24 protein-coding genes are annotated in these 24,030 nt (G+C 61.5%); 21 read left to right on the top strand and 3 right to left on the bottom strand.

All coding sequences use genetic code 11. From position 1 onward, the window contains the following. Positions 1–355: 355 nt before the first annotated feature. Positions 356–835 (top strand): N-acetyltransferase, encoded by a 480-nt coding sequence (locus M2366_RS14260; protein WP_259237226.1) that lies wholly within the window; start codon positions 356–358, stop codon positions 833–835. Positions 836–1,102: 267 nt separating this feature from the next. On the opposite strand, the gene M2366_RS14255 is transcribed toward M2366_RS14260, so the two are convergent. Further along, positions 1,103–1,501: a VOC family protein gene (locus tag M2366_RS14255; RefSeq protein WP_259237227.1), complete on the bottom strand. Its 399-nt coding sequence runs from the start codon at positions 1,499–1,501 to the stop codon at positions 1,103–1,105. Between the two features lie 75 nt (positions 1,502–1,576). Between M2366_RS14255 and M2366_RS14250 the strand changes: the two genes are divergently transcribed. The 3 genes from M2366_RS14250 (at position 1,577) to M2366_RS14240 (ending at position 4,775) form a co-directional block, all read left to right on the top strand. Then, positions 1,577–2,521 (top strand): AraC family transcriptional regulator, encoded by a 945-nt coding sequence (locus M2366_RS14250; RefSeq protein WP_259270026.1) that lies wholly within the window; start codon positions 1,577–1,579, stop codon positions 2,519–2,521. Between the two features lie 185 nt (positions 2,522–2,706). Continuing rightward, positions 2,707–3,420 (top strand): SIMPL domain-containing protein, encoded by a 714-nt coding sequence (locus M2366_RS14245; protein WP_042044366.1) that lies wholly within the window; start codon positions 2,707–2,709, stop codon positions 3,418–3,420. A gap of 344 nt (positions 3,421–3,764) precedes the next feature. Then, on the top strand, positions 3,765–4,775 hold the full coding sequence (locus M2366_RS14240) for a sensor domain-containing diguanylate cyclase (RefSeq protein WP_259237229.1): 1,011 nt from the start codon (positions 3,765–3,767) through the stop codon (positions 4,773–4,775). Between the two features lie 126 nt (positions 4,776–4,901). On the opposite strand, the gene M2366_RS14235 is transcribed toward M2366_RS14240, so the two are convergent. Then, positions 4,902–6,425, bottom strand: coding sequence for an EAL domain-containing protein (locus M2366_RS14235; protein ID WP_259270025.1), 1,524 nt, complete (start codon positions 6,423–6,425; stop codon positions 4,902–4,904). Positions 6,426–6,918: 493 nt separating this feature from the next. On the opposite strand from M2366_RS14235, the gene M2366_RS14230 reads away from it, so the two are divergent. Beyond that, positions 6,919–8,841, top strand: a complete 1,923-nt coding sequence (locus M2366_RS14230) for an EAL domain-containing protein (RefSeq protein WP_259270024.1) — start codon at positions 6,919–6,921, stop codon at positions 8,839–8,841. A gap of 94 nt (positions 8,842–8,935) precedes the next feature. Here M2366_RS14230 and M2366_RS14225 read toward each other — a convergent pair whose 3' ends face one another. Next, positions 8,936–9,838: a 1-aminocyclopropane-1-carboxylate deaminase/D-cysteine desulfhydrase gene (locus tag M2366_RS14225; protein ID WP_042044362.1), complete on the bottom strand. Its 903-nt coding sequence runs from the start codon at positions 9,836–9,838 to the stop codon at positions 8,936–8,938. A gap of 69 nt (positions 9,839–9,907) precedes the next feature. Here M2366_RS14225 and M2366_RS14220 point away from each other — a divergent pair, with 69 nt between their 5' ends. The 16 genes from M2366_RS14220 to M2366_RS14145 all read left to right on the top strand — a co-directional run bounded on the left by M2366_RS14220 (position 9,908) and on the right by M2366_RS14145 (position 24,015). Next, entirely contained in the window at positions 9,908–10,771 is an 864-nt protein-coding gene (locus tag M2366_RS14220; RefSeq protein WP_224431420.1) for an MSHA biogenesis protein MshI, read from the top strand. 227 nt (positions 10,772–10,998) lie between these two features. Beyond that, positions 10,999–11,592 (top strand): PilN domain-containing protein, encoded by a 594-nt coding sequence (locus tag M2366_RS14215; protein WP_042044431.1) that lies wholly within the window; start codon positions 10,999–11,001, stop codon positions 11,590–11,592. Positions 11,593–11,662: 70 nt separating this feature from the next. Continuing rightward, a complete protein-coding gene (locus M2366_RS14210; RefSeq protein ID WP_259270023.1) occupies positions 11,663–12,304 on the top strand; it encodes a type II secretion system protein M in 642 nt (213 codons plus the stop codon). 7 nt (positions 12,305–12,311) lie between these two features. Then, positions 12,312–12,608, top strand: coding sequence for an MSHA biogenesis protein MshK (locus M2366_RS14205; protein ID WP_310508876.1), 297 nt, complete (start codon positions 12,312–12,314; stop codon positions 12,606–12,608). A 121-nt stretch (positions 12,609–12,729) separates the two neighbouring features. Continuing rightward, a complete protein-coding gene (mshL, locus tag M2366_RS14200) occupies positions 12,730–14,406 on the top strand; it encodes a pilus (MSHA type) biogenesis protein MshL (protein ID WP_259270021.1) in 1,677 nt (558 codons plus the stop codon). Positions 14,407–14,459: 53 nt separating this feature from the next. Continuing rightward, on the top strand, positions 14,460–15,350 hold the full coding sequence (locus M2366_RS14195) for an ExeA family protein (protein WP_259270020.1): 891 nt from the start codon (positions 14,460–14,462) through the stop codon (positions 15,348–15,350). Positions 15,351–15,444: 94 nt separating this feature from the next. Then, positions 15,445–16,620, top strand: coding sequence for a tetratricopeptide repeat protein (locus tag M2366_RS14190; RefSeq protein ID WP_259270019.1), 1,176 nt, complete (start codon positions 15,445–15,447; stop codon positions 16,618–16,620). A gap of 212 nt (positions 16,621–16,832) precedes the next feature. Further along, positions 16,833–18,542 (top strand): MSHA fimbrial ATPase MshE, encoded by a 1,710-nt coding sequence (gene mshE / locus M2366_RS14185; RefSeq protein ID WP_259270018.1) that lies wholly within the window; start codon positions 16,833–16,835, stop codon positions 18,540–18,542. 3 nt (positions 18,543–18,545) lie between these two features. Next, complete coding sequence (locus tag M2366_RS14180) at positions 18,546–19,769, top strand: type II secretion system F family protein (RefSeq protein WP_259270017.1); 1,224 nt, start codon at positions 18,546–18,548, stop codon at positions 19,767–19,769. 148 nt (positions 19,770–19,917) lie between these two features. After that, positions 19,918–20,400 carry a hypothetical protein gene (locus M2366_RS14175; RefSeq protein WP_259270016.1) on the top strand — a complete coding sequence of 161 codons (483 nt, stop codon included), beginning with the start codon at positions 19,918–19,920 and terminating at the stop codon, positions 20,398–20,400. 67 nt (positions 20,401–20,467) lie between these two features. Further along, positions 20,468–21,136 carry a type II secretion system protein gene (locus M2366_RS14170; RefSeq protein ID WP_042044354.1) on the top strand — a complete coding sequence of 223 codons (669 nt, stop codon included), beginning with the start codon at positions 20,468–20,470 and terminating at the stop codon, positions 21,134–21,136. Between the two features lie 25 nt (positions 21,137–21,161). Beyond that, positions 21,162–21,599 (top strand): prepilin-type N-terminal cleavage/methylation domain-containing protein, encoded by a 438-nt coding sequence (locus M2366_RS14165; RefSeq protein ID WP_259270015.1) that lies wholly within the window; start codon positions 21,162–21,164, stop codon positions 21,597–21,599. Between the two features lie 57 nt (positions 21,600–21,656). Further along, positions 21,657–22,133: a prepilin-type N-terminal cleavage/methylation domain-containing protein gene (locus M2366_RS14160; RefSeq protein WP_259270014.1), complete on the top strand. Its 477-nt coding sequence runs from the start codon at positions 21,657–21,659 to the stop codon at positions 22,131–22,133. Beyond that, the gene (locus M2366_RS14155) at positions 22,120–22,692 is read left to right on the top strand and encodes a type II secretion system protein (RefSeq protein WP_259270013.1); all 573 of its coding nucleotides are present in this window, start codon (positions 22,120–22,122) and stop codon (positions 22,690–22,692) included. Before M2366_RS14160 ends, M2366_RS14155 begins: the two co-directional genes overlap by 14 nt. Beyond that, the gene (locus M2366_RS14150) at positions 22,692–23,561 is read left to right on the top strand and encodes a type II secretion system protein (protein ID WP_310508874.1); all 870 of its coding nucleotides are present in this window, start codon (positions 22,692–22,694) and stop codon (positions 23,559–23,561) included. The genes M2366_RS14155 and M2366_RS14150 overlap by 1 nt, the downstream gene beginning before the upstream one ends. A 43-nt stretch (positions 23,562–23,604) precedes the next feature. Then, entirely contained in the window at positions 23,605–24,015 is a 411-nt protein-coding gene (locus M2366_RS14145; protein WP_396021403.1) for an MSHA biogenesis protein MshP, read from the top strand. The last annotated feature ends 15 nt before the right edge of the window (positions 24,016–24,030 follow it).

The following is a 24,030-nucleotide window of genomic DNA, read 5'->3' as shown; positions in this document are numbered from 1 at the left end:
CAACCTACCGATTGTGTAGGTTGTGGCTGAGCGAAGCCCAACGTTTACCGCGTAATCTATTTTTTCCTTCCCCTCATCCCCAACCCTTCTCCTCATTCTTTATAAACAATCGGGTAGGGTGCAATGAACAACGTGAATTGCACCGCTGCTATTTATCTGCCAAAAAGGTGCAATGCGCTTCGCTTATTACACCCTACATAGGCGCTCAGGTGAGGGCTGCGGGTTGGTAGAATACCCACTTCGTACAATCGGGTAGGGTGCAATGAACAAGGTGAATTGCACCGCTGCTATTTATCTGCCAAAAAGGTGTAATGCGCTTCGCTTATTACACCCTACCACGACAGGACGTTATTGATTGCGACTCGAATTTAACACCATCGATCTGGATCGGGATTATGAACACTGTGTGTTGGCGCGCAGGGATGCCTATTTTTGCAGCTTTCATACCCATAATGGCTTTGCCGACTTTATCTGCGGCTATCGGGAGCGGATCCGCGAAAGGCTGGGGCAAGCGCAATGGCACTACCTCCATGTCTGGGCGGGTGAACAACTGGTGGGGCAGCTGGAATTTCGCAGCTTTTCCGATGAGCCAGAGACCGGCTATGTGCAGCTTATCTATCTGTTCCCCGAGTATCGTGGCACCGGCCTGGCGGCAGAATTGCAGGCGTATATCCGTCACCAGTTGTTAAGCGCGGGTTGCAGATGGGCGCTACTGTCGGTTAGCCGCACCAATCAACGGGCTCTCAATCACTACCGACGCTTTGGCTGGCAGTTCCTCCGTCCCAATCCCAAACACGCAGAGACGGATTTTTATCGACTTGGACTGGTTGTCTAACAATAACCCCTAGCGGTAGGGTGCAATAAGCGAAGCATTGCACCACTTATTGGGTGTTCGTTTGCTACGGAAATGATATTACCGCCCCTCATCCCCAGCCCTTCTCCCGCAAGGGGAGAAGGGAGCCGCCACCCCCTTACCCCACTACATCTCCTCTTTTTTAATTAAGCGGGAGAAGGGGGAAATAACGTTACCGCCGTCCGATTACGCTTCGCTAATCGAACCTACGACGAACCTGCGAGAGGGTGATAGGGGCTCGCCCCTCGGCTAGATGGTCAACTCCAGCCGGTTGCCTTCGGGATCGAGGAAGGTGCTCTCGTAATAGCCGTCGCCGGTCCAGCGGGGGCCGTCCAGGTGTTTGACCTCGGCGCTTTTCAGCAGTTTGAGGCGGGCCGTCATCTGATCCACCGCCTCCACGCTGCCGAGGGAGAAGGCAAGATGGGCCAGCCCTTGCAGTGGATGCGGCAGGCCGAGATCCGCCGGGAGCAGGGTGGGGCTGTGCATCAGCTCCAGACTGGCGCCCCCCTCGAAGCGCACGAAGTAGGACGAGAACTGTTTGGTCGGGTTGTGGTAGCGCTCATTGGCCTGCCCGCCAAACAGGGTGCAGTAGAATGCCTTGAGTGCCTCCAGATCCTGTGCCCAGATGGCGACGTGATGTATGTGCATGGCTTGTCTCCTGTGACTCCATGCCCTTGATGTTATGCTCTGGCCTAATCCTTCGACATGGCTGAGCCCGTCCTGATGATGTCTGACACTGCCAACCCCGATCTCATCGATGTCTCCCCGGACTGCCGCGAGCAGATCTGCTGCGACAGCCTGCTGCCCGCCCTCGGCCAGGAGCGGGTCTGGCTGGCGGGCTACTCCCGCCTGCGTACCCGCTATCGCATCGAGCGCCGCCTGGGGGAGGTGCACTGCTTCCTGCTCACCCTGGGGGGCGAGGGGGAGGTGCGGTTGGGGGATGGCTTCGCGCGGCTGCCGGTCGGGGAGTGGGCCCTGATCCCGGCGGGGGAGCCGCTCTGCTATCGGTTGCCAGAGATGCAGTTAGCGGAGACGGGGCTAGCAGAGACGCAGTTGCCAGCGCCGGAGCAGCAACAGCCGACGGCAAAGGGCGACTGGGATCTGGTGTGGCTGCTGCTGCACAAGGACTCCCCCTGGGATGCCTTCGCCAGCCGCCCTCGTCTGGGGTGCACCTCCCAGCAGGGGACCCTGCTGCGCACCCTGGAGAACCTCTATGCGGAGCAGGAGCGCCATCAGGACCCGCTGCTCAGCGCGCTGCTGGTGGAGCAGCTCGGTTTCTACCTGCGCCGCCTGCTGCAAAAGGGGGAGGGGCAGAGTCGCGGCGAGCGGCTGGCCCTGCGCCTCGAATTGATGCTCAAAGATTCCCTGACCGAGTGCTGGGACATCGCCCGCATGGCCGCCGCCCTGCATCTCTCGGAGCGCCAGCTCCATCGGCTCAGTCAGCAGCACTTCGCGCTGGCCCCCATGGCACTGCTGCAACGGCTGCGCTTGCAGCGGGCGGCGCTTCTGCTGGCGAGCCGGGCCGACTCGGTGAAGCTGCTGGCCGCCCAATGCGGCTTCAAGAACGAATACCACTTCTCCACCGCCTTCAAGCGCCAGCACGGGCTGGCCCCGAGCCACTATCGCCGGTTGCATCACCCCGGATTCAAGGCCCGGTCAGCATCCTAAGCTCTCTTTGAGATGTCGGATGCCATAGACAGGCGCCACAAGGCGTCGCGTATGACTCCTTTCTGGCCGCGAGCCGACCCGCTTTCGCGTTGGGGACTGGTCATTGGCGCCGTCTCTGATACAACTGCTGGATATGCCCCAGATAGAGTCAGGTGCCTCTGGGTACCACTGATGCGGAGTTTGTTATGGAACAGAGCGTGAAATCTTCCCTCGCCCTCGGCAGCCTGCTGCTGGTCGGGCTGCTTGGCATGGCCTGGATAGGTGGCAACAGTCTGCTCAAGGCCAAGGAACTTGAGCGGCGGGTGTCGGTGAAGGGCTTGTCGGAGAAAGAGGTGCAGGCCGATATCGTGGTCTGGCCGATCCGCTTCTCCGGGGCCAGCAACGAGTTGCCTGCGCTTTATAGTGAGATGGGCAAGAGCGCCGCCGCCGTGCTGGCCTACCTCAAGCTCAACGGGGTGGCGGAGGAGGAGATACTGATTGCGCCCCCCGCGGTCACCGACAAGCTGGCTCAGCCCTATGGTGGCGCCGAGTCGGGCGCCTTCCGTTACACCGCGGCCCAGACCATCACGGTGCGATCCGCTCAGGTGGAACGCGTTCGTCAATTGATGAACGGCATCGCCGAGCTGGGTCAGCAGGGCATCGTCTTCGGGGGGCAGGATTACCAGCAGACCGAGTTTATCTTCACCAAGCTCAACGAACTCAAGCCACTGATGGTGGAGGAGGCGACTCGTTCGGCACGGGAAGTCGCCGACAAGTTTGCCAAGGACTCCGACAGCCGGCTCGGCAAGATCCGTACCGCCAATCAGGGCCAGTTCACCGTGGAGAATCGTGACTCCAGCACCCCCTATATCAAGAAGGTGCGAGTGGTCTCGACGGTCGAATACTACCTCTCTGACTGATCCCGGCCCGGCGCCAGCCAGCCGTGGCTGGCTCATGTTCGACTAGCCGACGCCCTGGCTTGAAGCATGGGGTTGAAGTCTTGAATTGATTCAGTGGATGCATGGCCATGGCGAGCGCCGGGAGCCATCATGACGCCAGTTGTCTGTCCAGCGTCATCTCGCTGCTCGCATCCCGGTGTCGATGGCCGGGAAGCCGCTTTCCACGCGCTGTGCCGTTCGAATCACACCGTCCCAAAAAAGTGTGATTTTGAGTATTCGGGGCGCCAGCGCAGGTATTTTTCACCCTGATGCCCCTACACTTGATCCCACTAAGTGGCCCCATGAGTGTGAGCAAGGATGGCATCATGAATGAGGACAGCTATCGACAGCAGTACCAACAACTGCCTGATGTGACGGACGATGTGGTGCAAGCCATCATCGATCTGGTCAGTGATGGCATCTGGGATTGGCACATAGACACAGGCTATGTCTATCGCAACTCGGGTTGGTACCGGATGCTGGGCTATGAACCCCACAGTCTGGACAATGACGTATTGACCTGGGAGTCCCTGATCCACCCCGAGGATCTGACCCGGGTCATGCTCCACTTCGATGACTATCTGAGCGGACGTTCATCCTGCTATCGCATCGAGTACCGCTGCCGCACCAGTGGCGGGGATTATCTCTGGATAGAGGATTGCGCCCATATTGTCACTCGCCTGCCTGATGGCGCCCCGGCCCGCATGATAGGGGCGCACCGCGATATTCATGACAAGAAACTCTATTTTGAGACCCTGGTATCAACCAACAAGTCCCTCGCGCTGCTGGTGGACGAGTGTACTCAGGAGTTGCGCCACACCAACGAGGAGTTGCACCGCCAGGTGGAGGAGAATCGGCGCCTGGCCGAGACGGACTCCCTGACCCAGGTCGCCAATCGCTATCGACTGGAGCAGACCCTGCGCCACGAATGTGAACGGGCCAAACGCTTCAACCATGCCTTGAGCATAGTGACGCTCGATATCGATGAGTTCAAACAGATCAATGACTTGTATGGCCATTGCGCCGGAGATCAGACCCTGGTCGAGCTGGCGAATCAGGTAAAACACCAGTTGCGGGAGATAGACACCCTGGCGCGCTGGGGAGGGGATGAGTTCATCCTGATCTTGCCGAGCACCTCATTACAGGATGCGCACCGGGTTGCCGAGAAGATCCGGGCTCACATTGCCGAGGTGGGGCTACAGACGCCGCTGCCCATCACCCTCAGTTTCGGCCTGGCGGAATACTTGCCGGGAGAGGGTTCCCATCAGTTGCTCAATCGGGCTGATGGCGCCCTCTATCGGGCCAAGCGGCTCGGCAAGAACCTGATCAGCGAGTAGTGCCCCCAGACTCTCATGCCCATATCTGACCGCGGCAGCCATGCCGCCCGCTCTGCTGTGAAAGCGTGCGCCAAGGTGCGTTCTTTGGCGACAGGTTAAAGCCTGTGGTCTCGCGTTTAACCTCTTCTACTCTGCGGAGCGGGACACCTTGACCGGCGGGCGCCAATGGATGACATCCATCAAGGCCATGGGCCTGGCGAACACATAGCCCTGGATCAGGTAGACGCCGCGTTCGGCGAGATAATCCAGCTGGGCCTGGCTCTCGACCCCTTCCGCTATCATCTCCATTCGGGATTTATGGCCGAAGGCGATGATGGCATCGAGCACGTTACGTTTCAGATCCTGGGTGCCTATGGTGTCGATAAACATCTTGTCTATTTTTATGCGGCTGATGCCGAGCCGCTGCAGATAGGAGAAGCCGCCGTAGCCGGTACCAAAATCATCGATCTTGAAGTGGTAGCCTCGCAGGCCAAGATTGGCCATCTCGCGGGCCGCCGTCTTCATGTCCGAGATGGGGATACGCTCGGTCAACTCGAAGGTGAGCCGGTCGGGATCCGGCCAGTGCAAGCGGGTCAGCAGCTCTTGCAGATAGGGGCGCTCGACATGATCTGCGACCAGATTGACACTGACCCATTGGGGGGCGGCCAGTTGCTTGAGATCTGCCACCACCTGGCGGACCAGCTGCTCCGTCATGGGGATGATCAGCCCCTGACGCTCCGCATAATCGATGAAGGCACCAGGGGAGATGAAATCTCCGCCCCGTCGCCAGCGGATCAGAGCCTCATGGCCGACGACTTCATGGGTACGGCTGTCGACAATGGGTTGGTAGAAGGGCAGAAACTCCCCCCGTTGCAGACCCAGCTTGAGCAGGCCGTCCAGGGAGTTGCGGTAGTTGCGCAGCAACCAGTAACCCGCGGCCAGCAGCAGACCCAGGGGAAGGGTAATGAGCAGTCCGATATGACGGATTCGCTCGGCTGCATGCTGACGCAGGGCCGTGCCAGCCCACAGGGTCTGTTGCACCTGTTGGCGTTCATACAGGTGGCTGAGCTTTATTGCATGGGGCTGACTCATGATGTCGGCGTTGCCTCGCGGGAAATAGAGGTGAGCCAGGGCCGGGTCATGATGGGTTAATTCCAGATAGAAACACGCCTCGCAAGGGGTGCGTAGCAGTTCATGGGTCCAGCTGTTGCTGAGCACCCAATAGGCCAGGTTGCCTGAGCGTTTGATGTAGACCATCAACTCTTGCTCTGTGCCAAATACACTTTCGGTGGCGGTGAGCCCGAAGCCTGAGGGCAGTGGCTTGCCTTCGATGCCTGTCAGCTGGGGGAGTCCCGCACCAAGAGTCGAACAGCTCTTGCCATCTGCGGACTGAAGCCCCGCGAGGCGGATAAGGCGACTGTAATAGTTTGGGGCGCGCAGCAGCGCCATGTCTTCTGCGCCACAGTCGAACTTGAAGTGGGCCAATTGGCTCTCTATGCCGTGTTCGAGTACTTTATTCAGCTCCTCCTGATAGGCGAGCAGCTCTCGCTCCTTGGCCTTGAGCAGCTGATGGGTGATCGGGCCGGTCAGTAGCGGACTGAGCAGCAATAGCAGCAGAGCAGGGGCACACAACAACCCCAGGCTAATCCACAAAGAGGTGAGTCGAGACATGAGTAACCCTTGCCATTGTCGAACCGTCAGGCTCGATTGAGTTTTGAACAGCATAGCGATTAGCTGTATCAATTTGAGTGACGCAGTTTGCGTTTTCAAACTAAGAAAGTAACTTGCTGATAATAGTTGAGTTTTTATCTACGCTAGCACAAGATTCAATCGATGACCTGTCAGAAATGACAATTGTCCAGCTTATCCGAACTCGGTAGAGTAGCCCTGCGGTTTGACTCACCGTGTGTTCAATACTCCTGTATCTGTATGTTTTGTCAGTAGCACAGAGTGTTAGTTTTGATATGAGTGTTTTGGTCCCCTCTGCGGGACCACTTTTCTTTCTGCTCCCCCTCATTTTTACCTTCCCGAATCACCTTGGTATTGGCGACGCTATTGATTATGCTCGCGCCCTTAATCTCAGCAGTGGGATCCTCGTCCATAGGCGGGCTCGGATCCGGCTGTTACCATGAGTCCACACGGACGTTGGTGCAACGGAAGGCCCATGAAACTCACGACACAACTCGTCTCCTTCATCACCTTGTGCGTAATAGCGGCCATGACCATGGTGCTGCTGGGCGGGGTATTCAGCTTTCGCCAGCTCGGGTTTGAGATGCAGGAGAACAAGATCAATGCCCTGGTCGAGGTGATCGACAAGCAGCTGGAGGTGGCCGACGACCATCAGGATCTCACCCGCTGGCTGCCGACCCTGCTGCGCTCGGCACGGGTGGTCGAGCTGGAGGTACGCCAGGGAAAGCAGCGTATCTACTGGTTTCGCGACGTGCAGTTTCAGGAAGACGAGAGTCTGTTGATCCCCTACCGCCGGCAGCTTGACCGCCAGCCGGGTCTGGTCGCCGACTTTAAACTGGAACGCCCCTTCAAAGAGTTCGAGTACTCGATGCAGGCCATGTCCGGCATCTCCCTTGGCATATTGATAGTGGTGTTCGGGCTCTGGTACTCGATCCGCTGGCTGCGTCTGCAACTGCGGGGCGCCGAGCTGCTGGCCCTGCGGGGTCAGCTGATCCTCGATGGCAAGCTGGCCAAGCTGGCTCATGATCCGGCCGAGGAGTGGCCCATTTCGGCCAGCAATGCCCTCGACAAGCTGATCGCCGAGCTGACCGATGCCCGCAAGGAGCGCAGCCGCTTCGATAATTTCATTCGCAGCAATGCCTTTGTCGACAAGGACATCGGCATCGGTAACCGACTCTTCTTCGACAACAGGTTGGAGAGCGCCATCATGGAGGCGAACGTGATGAGCGGCGGCATGCTGCTCATCGAACTGGCCTGCCTGGAAGAGCTGGACATCGAGGAGCAGGCTCATCAGGTGCGGGAGTTGCTGCAGGAGACGAGCGGCTCCATCGCCACCTTCGTGCGCAAGCACAATGGTGCCTTGCAGGCCCGCTACGCCGCTCAGGTCTTTGCGGTGCTGCTGCCCAACATGGCCGAAAACGAGATGGTGGACGGGGCCAGTCAGTTGCTCAAGAGCCTGCAACGGTTGCACTGGCCCGCGCAGGTCAACCCGGAAACGGCCGTCTTCATCGGTGCGGTCTGCTATCAGGCCAGCGACTCCCTGCTCAAGGTTCAGGAGGAGGCCGAGCTGGCCCTCAAGAGCGCCAGACTCCAGGATCACAGCGGCTGGTTCCTCTACGAGAAGCAGCTGGATCTCGAGCCGAGCAGCAAGGGCACGGTACGCTGGCGCACCCTGCTCAGCCGCAGACTGGAAGAGGGGGGCATCGACTTCTATCGCCAGTCGGTGCAGCAGGATCGTGGCGCCCTGGTGCTGCAACAAGAGATACTGACCCGGATCCAGGATGAGCAAGGCCGCACACTGCAGGCCGGTGTCTACATTCCCATGGCCGAGAAGACCGGGTTGTTGCTGCCCCTGGATCGGCTGGTGGCGGAGCAGACCTTGCTGCTGCTGCGAGCCGGTGGCGAGGCGAGCCCGCCGATGACCCTCAGTCTGTGCGCCCAGAGCATGCTCAATCGCGAATTCCAGCGCTGGCTCTTCTTCGCCCTGTTCCAATTGCCGCGCAGCACCAATGAGCGGCTGGTGTTGCAGTTCTCCGAGGCCCAGGTGACCCGCCATTATGAGGCCCTCAAGCGGCCGCTGCGATCTCTGCGCATGTTGGGCTGCCAGTTGGCCATCGATCATGCGGGTCAGGACGTGGTGAGCACCCAGTACATCAAGGAGTTCGAGATTAGCTTCCTGCGCCTGCACCCCAGTCTGGTGCGGGAGATCCAGAGCCGTCAGGTCAATCAGATGGCGGTACGCAGCCTGGTGGGGGGCTGTGCCAACACCCAGGCGCGGGTCATCGCCGTCGGGGTGGAGAGCCAGGAGGAGTGGAAGATGCTGCGCCACCTGGGGGTCTATGGTGGTCAGGGGCCCTGGTTCTCCGAGCCGGAGCCGCTCCCCTCGCCTCAGGCCTGAGTCACCGGGTCAGCCCGCCTAGGGGATCCCGGTCGATGAGCAGTGACACAGGGCCTGGGCGGCCCTGTGTCATTGGTGATGACGCTGCCCAGACTCAGATCCGGCCTTGCTCCCGCAACCCGGCCAGTCCCTGCAGGCCGCCGGTGTGGATGAAGACGATGCGGCTGCCTCTGGGGATGCGTCCGGCCGCCAGCTCGCGAAACAGCCCCCACATCGCCTTGCCGCTGTAGATGGGTTCCAGCGGCAGACCCGTCTCGGCGCTGAAGGCTTGCAGCCACTGCCAGAGCGCCGGGCTGAACTTGGCATAACCCCCATCGTGATGGTCGAGGGCGATGCGCCAGTGCGGATCCTGCTCGGCGGGCGGATAGAGGCGGCAGACCTCCTCGCGGATGAAGTCGCCCCCCTTGAGCACGGCGATGGCGAGGATCTGTTCCCCGGTGCGCTTGCCCGAGACCAGACCCGCCAGGGTACCGCCGCTGGCGCAGGGCAGCACCCAGAGATCCGGCGAGAAGGGCAGCTCATCGACCAGTTCCGCGACCCCGGGCAGGGCCAGGGGGGCGCTGCCACCCTCCGGAATAATCAGGGTATCTGGAGCCTCGAACTGCGCCAGCCAGCCGGGTTCCTGGCGGCGTCGATAGCTCTGCCGGTCGACAAAAATGAGATCCATGCCCCAGCCCCTGGCATCTATCAGGGTGGGATTGCTGACGGCACTCGGCTCACCACGTATGATGCCGGTAGTTTTCAGGCCAAATTGACGCCCAGCCGCCGCCAAGGCATGGATATGGTTGGAATAGGCACCGCCAAAGGAGAGCAAGTGGGTCTTGCCCTGTTCCCGGGCATGGGTCAGCTGGTACTTGAGCTTGCGCCACTTGTTCCCCGAGAGCTGGGGGTGGATGAGATCGTCGCGTTTGCACCAGAGCGTGACCCCGTACTCGTCCAGTAAGGGGTGGCTGATGGCTTGCAGGGGGGAGGGCAGTCTGCCTTGGGTATCCGTCATTTATCTAGAGGCTAATCCACTGTATATGTTAAGGTTTGATTCGTTTTTCGCGGCCAGGTATCGGCGAGCATGACATCCTTTTTTTCCGCAAAGCCCCAAGGGCGCCCGGTGGGGCTGCTGCTGGCCCAGGACAGGGTCATGCTGGCAGCGCTCAGCGCATCCCCTCTCTTCGTCACCCGCAAGGTCAACAGTCAGCAGGAGTGGCCTCTTGCCATCGCCGAACTCTTTCAGCGTCACGGTCTCGCCAAGTCGCGGGTGCGGGTCGCCCTGGCCGCCAATCTCTGCCAGCAGGTGCAGATAGACAAGCCCGCGGTGCCCGAGGCCGAGATGGCCGGCGCCCTGCCCTGGGCCGTCAAGGATTACGTCAATGAACCGGTAATGCAACTGGCGATGGATTATGTGGACCTGCCCACTCCGCCTGCGGGCCAGCCGCGCATCAATGTGATCTGCGTGCCCAAGAGCCGGATCCAGCTGGTGGCCGATGCGGTCAACGCCGTGGCCCACCTGGAGGCGATACAGAGCGACGAACTGGTGCTCACCGCCCTGTATGAGCGCGACCCTCAGGTGCGCATGCTGCTCTGGCAACCCAGGGGCCAGGATCTGCAACTGCTGGTATTTCGTCAGGGTGGACTCTGCTTCTCCCGCCAGCTGCGCGGTTTCTCCGCCCTGACCGCGGAGCAGGAGCCAGACAGCATGCAGCTCGACAGCCTGATGCTGGAGATACAGCGTTCCCTCGATTACCTGGCAGGTCAGCTCAAGCTGCCCGAGATCAGTGCCCTGCAGCTCGCCATTGCCTCTCCCTTCATTGGCACCCTGGTGCGCCACATGGAGCAGACTTTCGGCTTCCCCGTCTCGGCGATGGCCAATAAAGCGGTGCTGGCAGGGGTCGAGTACCTCTCCGCCTATGGCGCCGCCCTGGGAGGCCGCGCATGAACCCGTTCAGGATGAACAGTTGCCAGATAAGCCGCTGGGCCTCTGCTGCGGTTCCGGGAGGCCGGTCATGAGCCAGACCACGATGAAAAATGACCTGATAAGCCGTGGGGCCTCTGCTGCGGTTCCGGGAGGCCGGTCATGAGCCAGACCACGATGAAAAATGACCAGATAAGCCGTGGGGCCTCTGCTGCGGTTCCGGGAGGTCTGTCATGAGCCAGGGCGCGCAAATGAAGCATCAGATCAACCTCTACAGCGCCGAATTTCGCCCCCGTCGCCAGTGGGCCAGTTTGCCGCAGATGCTGCTGGCTTGGGGCCTGCTGGCCCTGCTGATGAGCGGCCTCGGCGCCCTCCATGGCTGGCAGCAGCAAGGGGTGAGCCGTGAGCTGGCCCAGGTGCGCCTGGCCCTCGATGTGCAGCGCAATGAGGCCAAGCGGCTCGACACGGCCCTGGCTCGTCATCAGGCCGATGAGGCATTGCAGCGCACCCTGGCCGACAAGCGTGACGAGTTGAGTGCCAAGCAGGGGCTGATGCGCCAGCTCGGCAGCCTCTCTTTGCAGAAATCCCAGGGCTATGCCGGTATCCTGTCGGATCTGGCCCGCCTCTCCAGCGACAAGCTGGCACTGGAGCGCATCGAGATCAACGAGGGCCACATCAATCTGGCCGGGGTGGCGCGCGCCAGCCAGGACGTACCGGCCTGGGTCAATCGCTTCAAGCAGATGCCGACCCTGGCGGGCAAAGAGTTTGGTGAGCTGACCCTGAGCCGTGACAAGGCGGGGCGGCTGCAGTTCCAGTTGAGCGGTATCGCCCGGGAGAAGCCCTGATGATCGCACAGTGGAAAATGGATGCGGGTGTCATGCCGCTCAAAGTGACCTGGCAACGCGGGGGGAACCCATGAAGGCCCATTGGCAACAATATGGCGAGCGGGTGGCGGCGCTGAGTCAGCGTGAGCGGGTACTGATCCTGCTGACCGGTCTGATCCTGGTGTTCGCCCTCTTCTATTACGGCTGGCTGGAAGGGGCCGCTGCCCGGCTGGATCAGGACAGGCAGGCGCTGGTCACGGCCCAGCGGGATCTCGAGATCATGGGACTGGAGAACCAGGGCAAGCAGGCCAAGCTCAACCGGGATCCCAATCTCGGGGTGCGCAGTCAGCTGGCGAGCGTCACGCAAGAGTTGGTGCGCATCGACGCTGACCTCAAGGCTCAGACGGTGGATCTGATCCCGGCCGACGAGATGGCCGCGGTGCTGGAGAGCCTGCTGGCCAGCTCCTCTCGTCTGCACATGCTGGCCCTGACCACCATAGCGCCGACCCCTCTGGTGGCGGGGGATCAGGCCGACAATCTGTTCAAGCACGGTATCCGCCTCAAGCTGGAAGGGGGGTATTTCGACGTTTATCAATATCTGAACGCACTGGAAGCCTTGCCCCGCCACTTCTACTGGCGGCTGTTCGATTATCGGGTGCAGGATCATCCCAGTGCCGTGGTGGAGATGGAGATCTACACCCTGAGCACCAGCAAGGAGTTCATTCGTGGCTAAGTGGCTGATGTTTTTATTGTTGTTGGCACCACTTGCCCAGGCTGAGGTGTTGCGGGATCCGACCCAGCCGCTGGACGGGCTGGCGGGCAATGCCAGCCCTGTTCAGGGCACCGGTCTGCCCAGACTGCAGAGCATCATGCTGGGCAATGGCCCGGCGCGTGCCGTGCTGGATGGGCAGAGTTACCGCATCGGTGACAGGGTCAACGGCTATCGACTGGTCGGCATAGACGCCGATGCGGTGCACCTCGACAAGGGCGGCAAGCGACTGCGGCTGGCCCTGTTCGCCGCCGGGGTATTGCAGTGAGCCGGGCCAGGGCCGCGAGGGACAGGGCAATGACGTCCTGTGTCGCCGCTCGCCTGGCCGTCATCCTCTCGGCGCCGTGCGCCAATCCGAATCGCATTTTATGTCAGGGCATCCTCATTTCATGAAAAGACATCGACTCTGCCTGCTCTCCCTCGCCGTATTGGTCGCAGGCTGTACCAGCTATCGTCACCCAGAGCCCACCGCCGCCAAGGATGCGTTGCGAGACGCGCAGCTCGAACAGCAGCGCAATGCCCAGGCTCAGGCGCTGGCAGTGCCGAGCGCGGTGCAAAGCGAGCTGCTGGCGCTCAGTCGTCCGGCCATGCCGACCGCCATGCCCGAGAAGCGGCTGCGGATCGCCGCCCGGGATGTGGAGGCGGTCGACTTCTTCGGCTCCCTGTTCAAGGGCTCCCGTTACAGCGTGGCGGTACACCCCGGTGTCGCCGGGATCATCTCCCTGGAGCTCAAGGATGTGACCCTGCCCGAGGTGTTGGCGGTGACGGCGGACATGTATGGCTATGACGTGCAGCGCAAGGGGTATGTCTATCACATCTATCCGGCCGGACTGCGCACCGAAACCATTCCGGTCAACTACCTGATGATGGCGCGCCGGGGCATGTCCCGCACCGCCATCAATACCGGGGGGGTGACCGCCAATGACCCCAATAGCGGCAGTAATAATAATTTCAACAACGATAGCCAGAGCAGCATCAGCAACAATGGTATTAACAGCAGCTCCTCTACTAGCAATAGTCAGAATGGCACCCAGATAGAGACGGACACCAACACCGACTACTGGACAGATCTCAAGGAGTCCCTGCAGACCCTGATCGGCAAGGGAGAGGGGCGCGCCGTGATCACCAGCCCCCAGGCGGGACTGGTCACCCTGCGCGCCTATCCCAATGAGCTCAAGGCGGTGCGGGAATTCCTCAACCAGTCCGAGTCGCACCTCAAGCGTCAGGTGGTGCTGGAGGCGCGGATCCTGGAGGTAGCCTTGAACGAAGGCTATGAGCAGGGGGTGGACTGGAATGGTCTGTCCGCCACCTGGGACGGCAACAAGGGGATCACCGGCATTGGCAGTCTGGTTGGCAATACGGTCGCCGCCAGCACCAACCCCATCTTCAAGGCGTTGGGGGGCGGCGCCGGTTTCACCATCTCGGATGGCAACTTCGATGTGGCGGTCAGCCTGCTCAAGACCCAGGGGGATGTGAATACCCTCTCCAGCCCCAGGGTGACGGCCACCAATAACCAGAAGGCGGTGATCAAGGTCGGGACCGACGAATACTTCGTCACCGATGCCTCCACCACTGTCACCAGCAGCAACAATCAGGATCAGGTCTATCCCAACGTGGAGCTGACCCCCTTCTTCTCCGGCATTGCCCTGGACGTGACCCCGCAGATCGACGAACAGAATCGGGTGCTGTTGCATGTTCACCCCTCGGTGATCGACACCCAGGAGCAGCAGAAGACCATCAGTGTCGGCACCGCCAATCCGCTGGTGCTGCCCCTGGCCAAGAGCTCGATCCGTGAGTCCGATACCGTGGTGCAGGCCAACGACGGTGACATCATCGTCATCGGCGGTCTGATGGAGACCAAGAAGCAGGAGATAGTGAGCAAGGTGCCCCTGCTCGGCGACATCCCCTGGGTGGGGGAAGCCTTCACCAACCGCAGCGAGAGTACCCGCAAGGTGGAGCTGGTCATCCTGCTCAAGCCGACAGTGGTGGACAAGGATACCTGGCAAAAAGAGCTGCAACGCTCCTCCGAGCTGCTGGATAAATGGTACCCGTCCCGGGATCAGTGAGCCGCGATGCGCGCTCGCGTCCCGCGCCCCTCGCCATCCGGCAAGGCAGTGCCATGTACCTGAACCACTTCGGTCTGCAGGAGCCTCCTTTCGCCCTGACCCCGAACACCGGCTTCTACTATGGCCTGCCTCCCCACGAGGAGGCGCTGCAGGTGCTGCACTGGGCCCTGGCCGAGGGGGAGGGCTTCATCAAGGTGACCGGCGAGGTGGGCACCGGCAAGACGCTGCTCTGCCGCAAGTTGCTGGTGGAGCTTGGCTCCGAACAGAAACCGGTGCGCCTCGCCTGGCTGCCCAACCCGCACCTGAATCCGGCCGAGCTGCGCATCGCCCTGGCCCTGGAGCTGGGACTCGCGCTGCGGGACGGCAGCGAGCTGGACATCACGGACAGGCTCCATCGTCATCTGATCAGCCTGCATCAGCAGGGATGTCGGGTGGTGGTGCTGATTGACGAGGCCCAGGCATTACCCGATGAAACCCTGGAGGCGATCCGCCTGTTTGGCAACCTGGAGACGGAGTCGAGCAAGCTGCTGCAAGTGGTGCTGTTCGGCCAGCCCGAGCTGGATGCGCGCCTCGCCATGCCCCATCTGCGTCAACTGCGCCAGCGCATCGGTTTCTCCTATGGCCTGCGCCCCTTGCGTCTGGACGAGGCGCGCGCCTACCTGGAGCACAGATTGCACATCTCCGGTTATCGCGGTGCCCCCCTCTTCTCCAAGGCGGCCCAGCGCCTGCTGTGGCACGCCTCGCGGGGCATTCCCCGCCTCATCAATGTGTTGGCCCAAAAGAGCCTGATGGTCAGCTATGGCAAGGGCACCTCTCGTATTCTGCCTGCCCAGGTGCGGCTCGCCATCCAGGATACCGAAGATGCATCTCGCCCCTGGCGAGGTGGCTGGTGGTGCCTGCTGCTCATGCTGGGCGTCGCCCTGACCTATGGAGTCTGGCCATGAACCGAATCGACAGCGTACCCGGCCTCGGCGGCCGGGGGCAGGCTACAGACAGTGCTGAGCGGATGCGCCTTGGCCTGCATGGGGGAGTCGGGTCGTGAGCGTGATCAACAAGATGCTCACCGATCTCGAACGCCGTCAGGGCGGTAGCGAGGGTGCCGCCATCTATGTGGCACCGGCGCGGGGCCAGGGCTGGTGGATGCTGCTGCTCACCCTGATCTGCGGCCTGGCCCTTGGCATATTGGGTTGGCGCAGTTGGGCCTATTGGCAGCAGAGTCATCAACAGATGCCACCGCTCACTCAGGCCGCCGCCCCGGTGACGGTTGCCGAGGATGAGCCCGTGGATCTGGTGGTGGCGCTGCCGACTCCCAGCGCCCAGGCGGTGGCCAACGCCTTGCCCGAGCAGCAGAGCCCTTCCGGTTTCGCCCGCAGCGAGCCGACGCCATCGCCAGACGATATCGCCCCGGTTCAACAGCGCGAGACACTGGCGGCGGATCTTGGCGATCCGGTTCCGGCGCAACAGCTTGAGACACTGGGGCCGGACTATGCCGAGGCCGAGCCGGAACCGGAGCCGAGCGATGCACAGTTGCAGCCGGATCTCTATGCCGAACTGGATGCGGCCCGGGAGGCAGACGCCCAGCCGGTCGCTCCCGCGCCGCGTCGTCCCGCCTCCCTCAAGATAGAGACGGTGGAGCTGAGCCAGGCTGAGCTGGCTGCCCTGAGCGAGCGCAAAGCCACCGCGGCCCTGGCCAAGGGACAGCTGCGCGAGGCCGAGGCGCAGTTCATCGCCTTGTTGCGCCAAACCCCGGATAACGAAGAGGCTCGTCAGCAGCTGGCGGGCCTGCTCTATGGTCAGGGGCGCCTCGCCGAGGCCAGTGCCCTGCTCGAGGACGGCATTCGCCGCCAACCGGCCCAGGCCGACTTCAGGCTGCTGCTGGCCCGTCTGGCGTTGGCCGAAGGGGACAAACAGCGGGCCCTCGGCTGGCTCGGCGGCGCCAAACCGCCCCTGGCCAGCAATCTCGATTACTACGCAACCTGGGCCGGTTTACGTCAGGAGCTGGGCCAGAACGCCGAGGCGGCGGATCTCTATGTCCAGCTGCTGCGGGTCCAGCCGGATCAGGGGCGCTGGTGGCTGGGGCTGGGAATAGCCGAAGATGGTCAGGGCCACAGCCAGCGCGCCAAAGATGCCTATCGCAATGCCCTGCTGCACGGGGAGCTGGGCGAAGCCTCCCAGGTCTGGCTGAGCCAGCGCATGGCTCAACTCGGCCCCTGAATGAAGTGCGTAGGCTGCACTCGGTATCTCTGGGCGAAGCCTCCCAGGTCTGGCTGAGTCAGCGCATGGCGCAGCTGGGGCCCTGAGCGCTCCCTGGGCCGCCTTGGCCCGACATACATGAACAGTAAGATGGCACTGCCCACGGGTGGGCGGTGCCCAGCAACCTAGCAGGGATGCCGCTCGCACAGCGCACCCACAGCACCGGAGTTTTCATGGCACAACCGAGACTGAAGATGCGCCTCGGCGATCTGCTGGTTCAAGAGCAGATTGTCTCTGACGATCAGCTGCAACTGGCCTTGCAACAGCAGCGTCAGACCGGCCGCAAGCTGGGTACCACCCTCATCGACCTTGGCTTTATCAGCGAGGTGCAGTTACTTCAGTTCCTGGCCCGTCAGCTGGGGGTGCCCTTCTTCGACCTCAATAATCTCACCATAGATGCCAGGGCGGTCACCCTCTTGCCCGAGGTGCAGGCGCGCCGTTACCGCGCCCTGGCGGTGCATCAGAGCGAGCATGAGGTGACGGTGGCCATGTCGGATCCCGCCGACCTGAGTGCCCTGGATGCCATTGCCAATCTGTTGCGCCCGCGGGAGATGAAACTCGCCGTGGCCCGGGAGGGGCAGCTGCTCGACTATTTTGACCGCCTCTATCGCCGTACCCGCGAGATAGAGAGCTTCGCCGAGCAGTTGCATGAGGAGTATCAGGACGCCGGCTTCGAGCTGGGATCCAGCAATCTGGAAGGGGGCAACGAGGGGGAGGCGACGGTGGCCAAGCTGCTGCGCTCCCTGTTCGAGGATGCGGTGCAGGTCGGCGCGTCGGATATCCACATCGAGCCCGATGAGAAGGTGTTGCGCATTCGCCAGCGTATCGATGGCGTGCTGCACGAGAACCTGCTCAACGAGGTGCGCATCGCCCAGGCGCTGGTGCTGCGCCTGAAGCTGGTGGCGGGGCTCGATATCTCCGAGAAGCGACTGCCCCAGGATGGCCGTTTCGCCATGAAGGTGCGGGGCCGGGACGTGGATGTGCGACTGTCGACCATGCCGGTGCAGCATGGGGAGTCCGTGGTGATGCGGCTGCTGGATCAGAGTGCCGGCATCCTCTCCCTCGAGGAGACCGGTATGCCGCCCGAGATACTGGCGCGCTTTCGCCGTCAGCTCAAGCGCCCCCACGGCATGATACTGGTGACGGGGCCGACCGGTAGCGGCAAGACCACCACCCTCTACGGGGCGCTGTCCGAGCTCAACCAGCCGAGTCAGAAGATCATCACGGTAGAAGACCCGGTAGAGTACCGATTACCCCGGGTCAACCAGGTGCAGGTCAATCCCAAGATAGGGCTGACGTTCTCCCAGGTGCTGCGATCCACCCTGCGTCAGGATCCCGACATCCTGCTGGTGGGGGAGATGCGCGACAACGAGACGGTGGAGATAGGGCTGCGCGGCGCCATCACGGGCCACCTGGTACTGACCACGCTGCACACCAACGATGCCATCAGCAGTGCCCTGCGCCTCATCGACATGGGGGCCCCCAGCTATCTGGTGGCCAGCGCCCTGCGCGCCGTGGTAGCCCAGCGTTTGGTGCGTCGGCTGTGCGAGCACTGCAGCGAGCCCAAGGCGCCGGATGAGGGGCAAGGGAGCTGGCTTGCCACCCTGTCTGGGGAGACGCCAGGCCAGCACGATTATCACAAGGGCCGTGGTTGCCAGAGTTGCAACTTCACCGGCTATCGTGGCCGGGTCGGCGTCTACGAGCTGCTCGAACTGGATCAGACCATGATGGACGCCCTGCGCCGTGACGATACCGAGGGCTTTGCCCGGGCTGCCCGCCAGCATCCCCACTATCGCCCCCTGGCCCTGACCGCCCTCGACTATGCCCGCAGTGGCGTGACCTCGGTGGATGAGGTGCTGCGTCTGGCCGAGGATCTGGGTTAAACCATGGGACATTTTGCCTACAAAGGCCGTGACAAGCTTGGCAAGGCGGTCAGCGGTACCCTGGAGGCGGCCAGCGAACTGGCCGCGGCCGACAGCCTGATGCGGCGCGGCATCTTGCCGACCGAACTGCGTGAGCGCCGTGCCCGGGGCGGCGATATCAATCTCTCCCAGCTGTTCGAATCCAAGGTGCGACTGGAAGAGCTGGTGGTGTTCAGTCGCCAGATGTATGCCCTGACCCGGGCCGGCATTCCCATACTGCGTGCCATTGCGGGCCTGGAAGAGAGTGCCCACAGCAAGCCCCTCAAGCGAGCCCTGCATCAGCTCGGGGAAGATCTGGGCAATGGTCGCCCGCTGTCGAGCGCCATGCAGAGCCATCCCAAGGTGTTCAGCAGCCTGTTCATCGCCATCATCCACGTGGGGGAGAACACCGGTCAGCTGGAGGAAGCCTTTCAACAGCTTGCCAACTATTTCGATCTGGAGCTGGAGACCCGCAAGCGGATCAAGGCCGCCATGCGTTACCCCAGCTTCGTGATGATCGCCATCGGCATCGCCATGGTGATCCTCAACATCATGGTGATCCCGGTCTTTGCCAACATGTTCGCCAAGTTCGGGGTCGAGCTGCCCCTGGCGACCCGGATCCTGCTCGCCACCTCCCACTTCTTCGTGCACTACTGGTGGTTGCTGCTGGCGGGGTTGATTGCGAGCGTGCTGGGTTGGCGCCACTGGGTGCGCACCCCGGCAGGCCAGCTGAGCTGGCACAGATGGCAGCTTAAATTACCCATAGTCGGCAGCATCATTGAGCGCTCCCTGTTGGCCCGCTTCGCGCGCAGCTTCTCCATGATGCTCAAGGCCGGTGTGCCCCTGAACCAGGCGCTGGCGCTGGTGGCCGATGCGGTGGATAACGCCTTCATGCGCGATCGGATCCGGGATATGCGCGGTGGCATAGAGCGTGGCGAGAGCCTGCTGCGTACCGCAGGTGCCAGCGGTCTGTTTACCCCCCTGGTGATGCAGATGATCGCCGTGGGGGAGGAGACGGGTCAGGTCGACGAGTTGCTGCACGAGGCGGCCGAGTACTACGAACGGGAGGTGGACTACGACCTCAAGAGCCTCACCGCCCGCATCGAACCCATCCTCATCGGCCTGGTGGCCATCATGGTGCTGATCCTGGCGCTGGGTATCTTCACGCCGATGTGGGACATGATGAGTGCGGTCAGGGGCGGGGGATGATTTGGGCATCTTCACCTCATCAGATGGTGGGACATGATGAACGCGGTCAGGGGTGGGGGATGATTTGGGTATCTTCACCTCATAGGATGGTGGGACATGATGAGTGCGGTCAGGGGCGGGGGTTGATGTGTAGCCATTGGAGCAGGTCATGAGCCGCCAGGGGGAACAAGATGCCCGCTGGCTGTCGGGCTACCGATTGGTGGCCGCCATCCTGGTGCTGCTGGCGATCATCGCCACTCTGGTCGGCGGTTATCAACGTCATCGCGAACAGGCGCTGGCGACCAGTCTGACCCTGCTGGGAGAGCAGTTTGCCGAGCGGGTGCAGCGCCTTCATGGTCGCTGGCTCGATGAGCGCAGGCCTGCACGGCTTCACGCCGAGGGGCAAATCTGGCAGTTCGATGAGCGCGGCTGGCCGCTGGGAATGGCGCCATTGATGAGCCCTTCCGCCGATTGCCAACAACTGTGGCAAGGCGCCATGGGGTCGTTGCAGCCGGGCAATCTGGCGTTGCAATTTAGGGGGACGACGGGGGGTTGTCTCATGGGCATCGAGTCACACTGGCTGCATTATCGCTTCGCCGATGGCCGCGTGCTGCCTTGGCGGATGCCGCAGGATGGGACTGAGCGAGGCTAATTATTCACCTCGTTCCCATGATTTTTTTATATCTACATGAAATAATACCGCGTCCGATGGAGGATCCATGGCATATAGCAAGCGCAGAGAGTTCACAACAGGCAGGAGCCTGCCCCGCGGGGCTGCGGGCTTCTCGCTGATCGAGCTGGTGATCGTCATCGTCATCCTGGGAATACTGGCGGCCACCGCCTTGCCGCGTTTTCTCGATGTGACCGACGAGGCGAAGAAGGCGAGCGTGGAAGGGGTCTCGGGTGGCTATGCTACCGCCGTCTCTCTGGTGCGGGCCCAGTGGGAGGCCGAAGGACGGGCCAAGCAGGATGCACAAAATACCGTGCTCTATGATGGCACCCGCTTCTATCTGACCACCCCCACCGACAGCCAGATCGACAATGGTGAGCTCTCTCCCGGCTATCCCATGGATACGGCGGGCGGGGCGACTGACATCGATCCGGCCAACTTGACAGCCCAGCGCTGTCTGCGAATTTGGGATGGATTACTGCAAAATCCCCCCAAGGCTACTGCCAGCTTCTCCGAGGTGCGCAGTAGTGGTAATGACCTGAAATACTATGCCACCGTATCCAGTAATGGCCTCGACTCCGTCTGTCGCTACTACCTGGTCAATAGTCTGAGTAAGGGTAGTGATGGGCAGTATCAGGACCCGCAAGGGAGCACTGAGGCGTTCATGAGTTTCAGTTACCGACCGGCCTCCGGCCAGGTAACCACCAATATCAACTGATTTCATTATCGACAGAGGACAAGAGATGAAAAAGCAAGCAGGCTTTACCCTGATAGAACTGGTGATCGTGATCATCATCCTGGGCATTCTGGCGGTCACCGCCGCACCCAAGTTCCTGAATTTGCAGGATGATGCGCGTCTGGCTGCCGCGAATGGGGTTAAAGCCTCACTGCAAAGCGCATCTCAGCTGGTCTATAGCAAAGCTGCTATTCAAGGTATCGAGAGTACTTCAGGGGCTGTATCTATCGCGGGAGAAACCATTGATACCTCATTTGGTTATCCGGTCACTGAAGATGCCTCTAAAACTGTTGCATTGGACGGTTGGAGCGAGGTTTCTGGTTCTGAGGGTACTTTCAAACCGAGCAATGAGCCAAACAGCAAGTGTGCTGTTACTTATGAGAATGCGATCACTACAGCTGGTGGTTTACCTGCAATAGCAGTATCCACTGACTGCGGTCAGTAATTGAATATTAAGGGGCGGGGCCTAGTGCCTCGCTTCTTTCCTTTCAAGACGATGGCCATGTATTCAAGCAAGGGTTTTACGCTGATAGAACTCGTTATTGTCATCATATTGATAGGGATTCTGGCCGCCTTTGCCATGCCTAAATGGCTGGGCAAAGGCGGCTTTGAAATCCATACCCTGCGCGACGAACTGGTCACCCGGCTGCGGCTGGTACAGACCCTGAACATGAACGAAGGTGAGGAGCGTTGCAGCCAGCTGGTGCTGGAGGCGAACCGCTTCGCTCACCTCACCCAGGCGGGCACCTGCAGTGCCCACCCCATAGCCGACTGGAGTGCGAAGGAACTGACTCGGGGCCGCCCGGTGCAGGCCTCCGGCACTATTGTCCTCTCCCCCCAGACATCACTCAGTTTCGATAAACGCAGTGGCCGCCCCCTGGGAGCCTGCAGCGCCGGTTGCGATCTGACGGTGACTGAGGGCAGGGAGTCTGTCCGGCTGCGCATCGAGACCGAGGGCTATATTCATGCCCTCCCTTAACCCTTCCCGTGGTTTTACCCTGATAGAGCTGGTCGTCGGCATAGTGCTGCTCTCTGTCGCGTTGACCGGCATTCTGGGCTTGCTGGTCAATCAGGCACCCCAAGCCGTCGACCCGGTGCAGCAGGTGCGTGCCGCCCAGCTGGCCCAGCGGGTCTTGAATGAAGTGCTGCAAAAATCCTTCGATGAGCATTCGGATCATAACGGCGGCCGTTTTCGCTGCGGCGAGACGGCCGGTACCCCGCCCGTGACCTATGCCGCCTGCACCCCAGCTGCCAGTTATGGCAAGGATGCGGGAGAGAGCGCCCCTTATACCTTCAACGATGTGGATGACTTCGATACGGCGGGTCAGTGGGTGGCCGCTAACCTGTTTACCCAGCAGGCTGCCGGTATCAGCGATGAGGAGTATCGCAACTATCAACTGAGGATCCGGGTCACGGCGGATGACCTGCTCGCCAGTGCAGGCAAGGGCGCCGCGTCCATTGGCAAGCGCATCGAGTTGACGGTGCGGCTGCCGGACCGCAGCGAAGTCGAGTTTGCACTCTACCGGGGTAATTACTGATGGAGAAGCCGCATTCCCGTTATGCCGCGTCCGATGATGCATCTGTTACCACAACCCGTGACCGGGTCCGATTAGGCTTCGCTAATCGAAGCTGCGCCCAACCTGGGCGGGGACGGGGCTTCACCCTGGTCGAGCTGGTGATGGTGATATTGCTGCTCGGCATCATGGCGACCTTCTCCAGCCAGTTTATTGGCATAGGCACCGAGATCTATGGGGACGCCAGCCGCCGTGAGCAGCTGATGAGCGATGCCCGCTTCGCCCTGGAGCGGCTCAATCGCGAAGTGCGCGATGCGGTGCCAGGTTCGGTGCGGGTGGAAGATGAAGCTGAGGCCCTGATGGAACAGGGTACTTGCCTGAGTTTCTGGCCCATTGCCACCGCCAGCCGTTATCTGAGTCTCAGCGGGAGTGGCGGGGTGAGCATAGTGACACCGACCCTGCTGCCTGTGGTGGGGGACAAGGCTATCGTTTATCCCTTGGCCAGTGCTAAACAGCTGGACGAGGGCTGTCTCCATGGCAATTGTGTCGCCAGCGTGACCTCGGTGGGGACATCCGCCTCGGGGGCCCTGTCGTTGACCGTCGATGATGGCTTTGCCAAGGACTCCCCGGGCAAGCGCATCTATTTTGCCAGGCAACAGGTGCGCTACTGCGTGGCAGGCACCACCCTGACCCGGGTCAGCGGCGCGATAGGCACCCATATCAGCACGAACACTCCCGCCCTGATGGCCGAGCATATCCGCCCGGCGGCCTATTACTTCTATCGGGAGCCCGCCGCCTTCAATCAGAGCGAGGTGGGGCTGCGACTGGGGTTCGAGCGCAGCGGCGAGCAGGTCATCTTCAACCACAAGCTGGAGCTGCTCAATGTTCCCTAAGCCGCCGCCCCTTGCCATGGCGGCCCAGCGCGGCAGCGCCATCATGATAGCCCTGTTTGTCATCGTCATCATGGGGCTGCTTGCCGCGGCCATGGGCCGTTTCTTGCTCGACAGCAGCGAGAAAAACACCCTTGAGGTGCGCAGTGTCAGGGCCTTGATGGCAGCTCAGAGCGGCCTGGAGATAGGCCTCTACCGCCTCTACCCCAATGATCACTGGGACGCGCAACAGTGCGCCGCCCTGACAGCTATCCCCTTTGCAGTCCCGGGGCTGGTGGATTGCAAGGTGGTACTGACCTGCAAGCCGGTGGAGGTCAGTGCGGCAGGGGGCACCCAGACCGGTTACAGCTTCCAGAGCACGGGTGCCTGCGGCCATAGCGATGTGAACAGTCCCAATCCGGATTTTGCCGTCAGCCGCACCCTGGTGGCGCAAGCCTTTGATGGAGTGATGCCGTGATGACGCCCGTGAGGA

This window comes from Aeromonas sp. BIGb0405 (assembly GCF_024807335.1).
Lineage (GTDB): Bacteria > Pseudomonadota > Gammaproteobacteria > Enterobacterales > Aeromonadaceae > Aeromonas > Aeromonas rivuli.
The sequence above is the reverse complement of the archived record's forward strand: the minus strand, read 5'-3'. Positions and strand labels throughout refer to the sequence as shown.

Excerpts from the sequence above, each read along its gene's own strand:
- M2366_RS14255 (WP_259237227.1), bottom strand. The coding sequence starts at position 1,501 with ATGCACATACATCACGTCGCCATCTGGGCACAGGATCTGGAGGCACTC.
- M2366_RS14250 (WP_259270026.1), top strand. The coding sequence starts at position 1,577 with ATGATGTCTGACACTGCCAACCCCGATCTCATCGATGTCTCCCCGGAC.
- M2366_RS14245 (WP_042044366.1), top strand. The coding sequence starts at position 2,707 with ATGGAACAGAGCGTGAAATCTTCCCTCGCCCTCGGCAGCCTGCTGCTG.
- M2366_RS14240 (WP_259237229.1), top strand. The coding sequence starts at position 3,765 with ATGAATGAGGACAGCTATCGACAGCAGTACCAACAACTGCCTGATGTG.
- M2366_RS14235 (WP_259270025.1), bottom strand. The coding sequence starts at position 6,425 with ATGTCTCGACTCACCTCTTTGTGGATTAGCCTGGGGTTGTTGTGTGCC.
- M2366_RS14230 (WP_259270024.1), top strand. The coding sequence starts at position 6,919 with ATGAAACTCACGACACAACTCGTCTCCTTCATCACCTTGTGCGTAATA.
- M2366_RS14225 (WP_042044362.1), bottom strand. The coding sequence starts at position 9,838 with ATGACGGATACCCAAGGCAGACTGCCCTCCCCCCTGCAAGCCATCAGC.
- M2366_RS14220 (WP_224431420.1), top strand. The coding sequence starts at position 9,908 with ATGACATCCTTTTTTTCCGCAAAGCCCCAAGGGCGCCCGGTGGGGCTG.
- M2366_RS14215 (WP_042044431.1), top strand. The coding sequence starts at position 10,999 with ATGAAGCATCAGATCAACCTCTACAGCGCCGAATTTCGCCCCCGTCGC.
- M2366_RS14210 (WP_259270023.1), top strand. The coding sequence starts at position 11,663 with ATGAAGGCCCATTGGCAACAATATGGCGAGCGGGTGGCGGCGCTGAGT.
- M2366_RS14205 (WP_310508876.1), top strand. The coding sequence starts at position 12,312 with ATGTTTTTATTGTTGTTGGCACCACTTGCCCAGGCTGAGGTGTTGCGG.
- mshL (WP_259270021.1), top strand. The coding sequence starts at position 12,730 with ATGAAAAGACATCGACTCTGCCTGCTCTCCCTCGCCGTATTGGTCGCA.
- M2366_RS14195 (WP_259270020.1), top strand. The coding sequence starts at position 14,460 with ATGTACCTGAACCACTTCGGTCTGCAGGAGCCTCCTTTCGCCCTGACC.
- mshE (WP_259270018.1), top strand. The coding sequence starts at position 16,833 with ATGGCACAACCGAGACTGAAGATGCGCCTCGGCGATCTGCTGGTTCAA.
- M2366_RS14180 (WP_259270017.1), top strand. The coding sequence starts at position 18,546 with ATGGGACATTTTGCCTACAAAGGCCGTGACAAGCTTGGCAAGGCGGTC.
- M2366_RS14175 (WP_259270016.1), top strand. The coding sequence starts at position 19,918 with ATGAGCCGCCAGGGGGAACAAGATGCCCGCTGGCTGTCGGGCTACCGA.
- M2366_RS14170 (WP_042044354.1), top strand. The coding sequence starts at position 20,468 with ATGGCATATAGCAAGCGCAGAGAGTTCACAACAGGCAGGAGCCTGCCC.
- M2366_RS14165 (WP_259270015.1), top strand. The coding sequence starts at position 21,162 with ATGAAAAAGCAAGCAGGCTTTACCCTGATAGAACTGGTGATCGTGATC.
- M2366_RS14160 (WP_259270014.1), top strand. The coding sequence starts at position 21,657 with ATGTATTCAAGCAAGGGTTTTACGCTGATAGAACTCGTTATTGTCATC.
- M2366_RS14155 (WP_259270013.1), top strand. The coding sequence starts at position 22,120 with ATGCCCTCCCTTAACCCTTCCCGTGGTTTTACCCTGATAGAGCTGGTC.
- M2366_RS14150 (WP_310508874.1), top strand. The coding sequence starts at position 22,692 with ATGGAGAAGCCGCATTCCCGTTATGCCGCGTCCGATGATGCATCTGTT.
- M2366_RS14145 (WP_396021403.1), top strand. The coding sequence starts at position 23,605 with ATGATAGCCCTGTTTGTCATCGTCATCATGGGGCTGCTTGCCGCGGCC.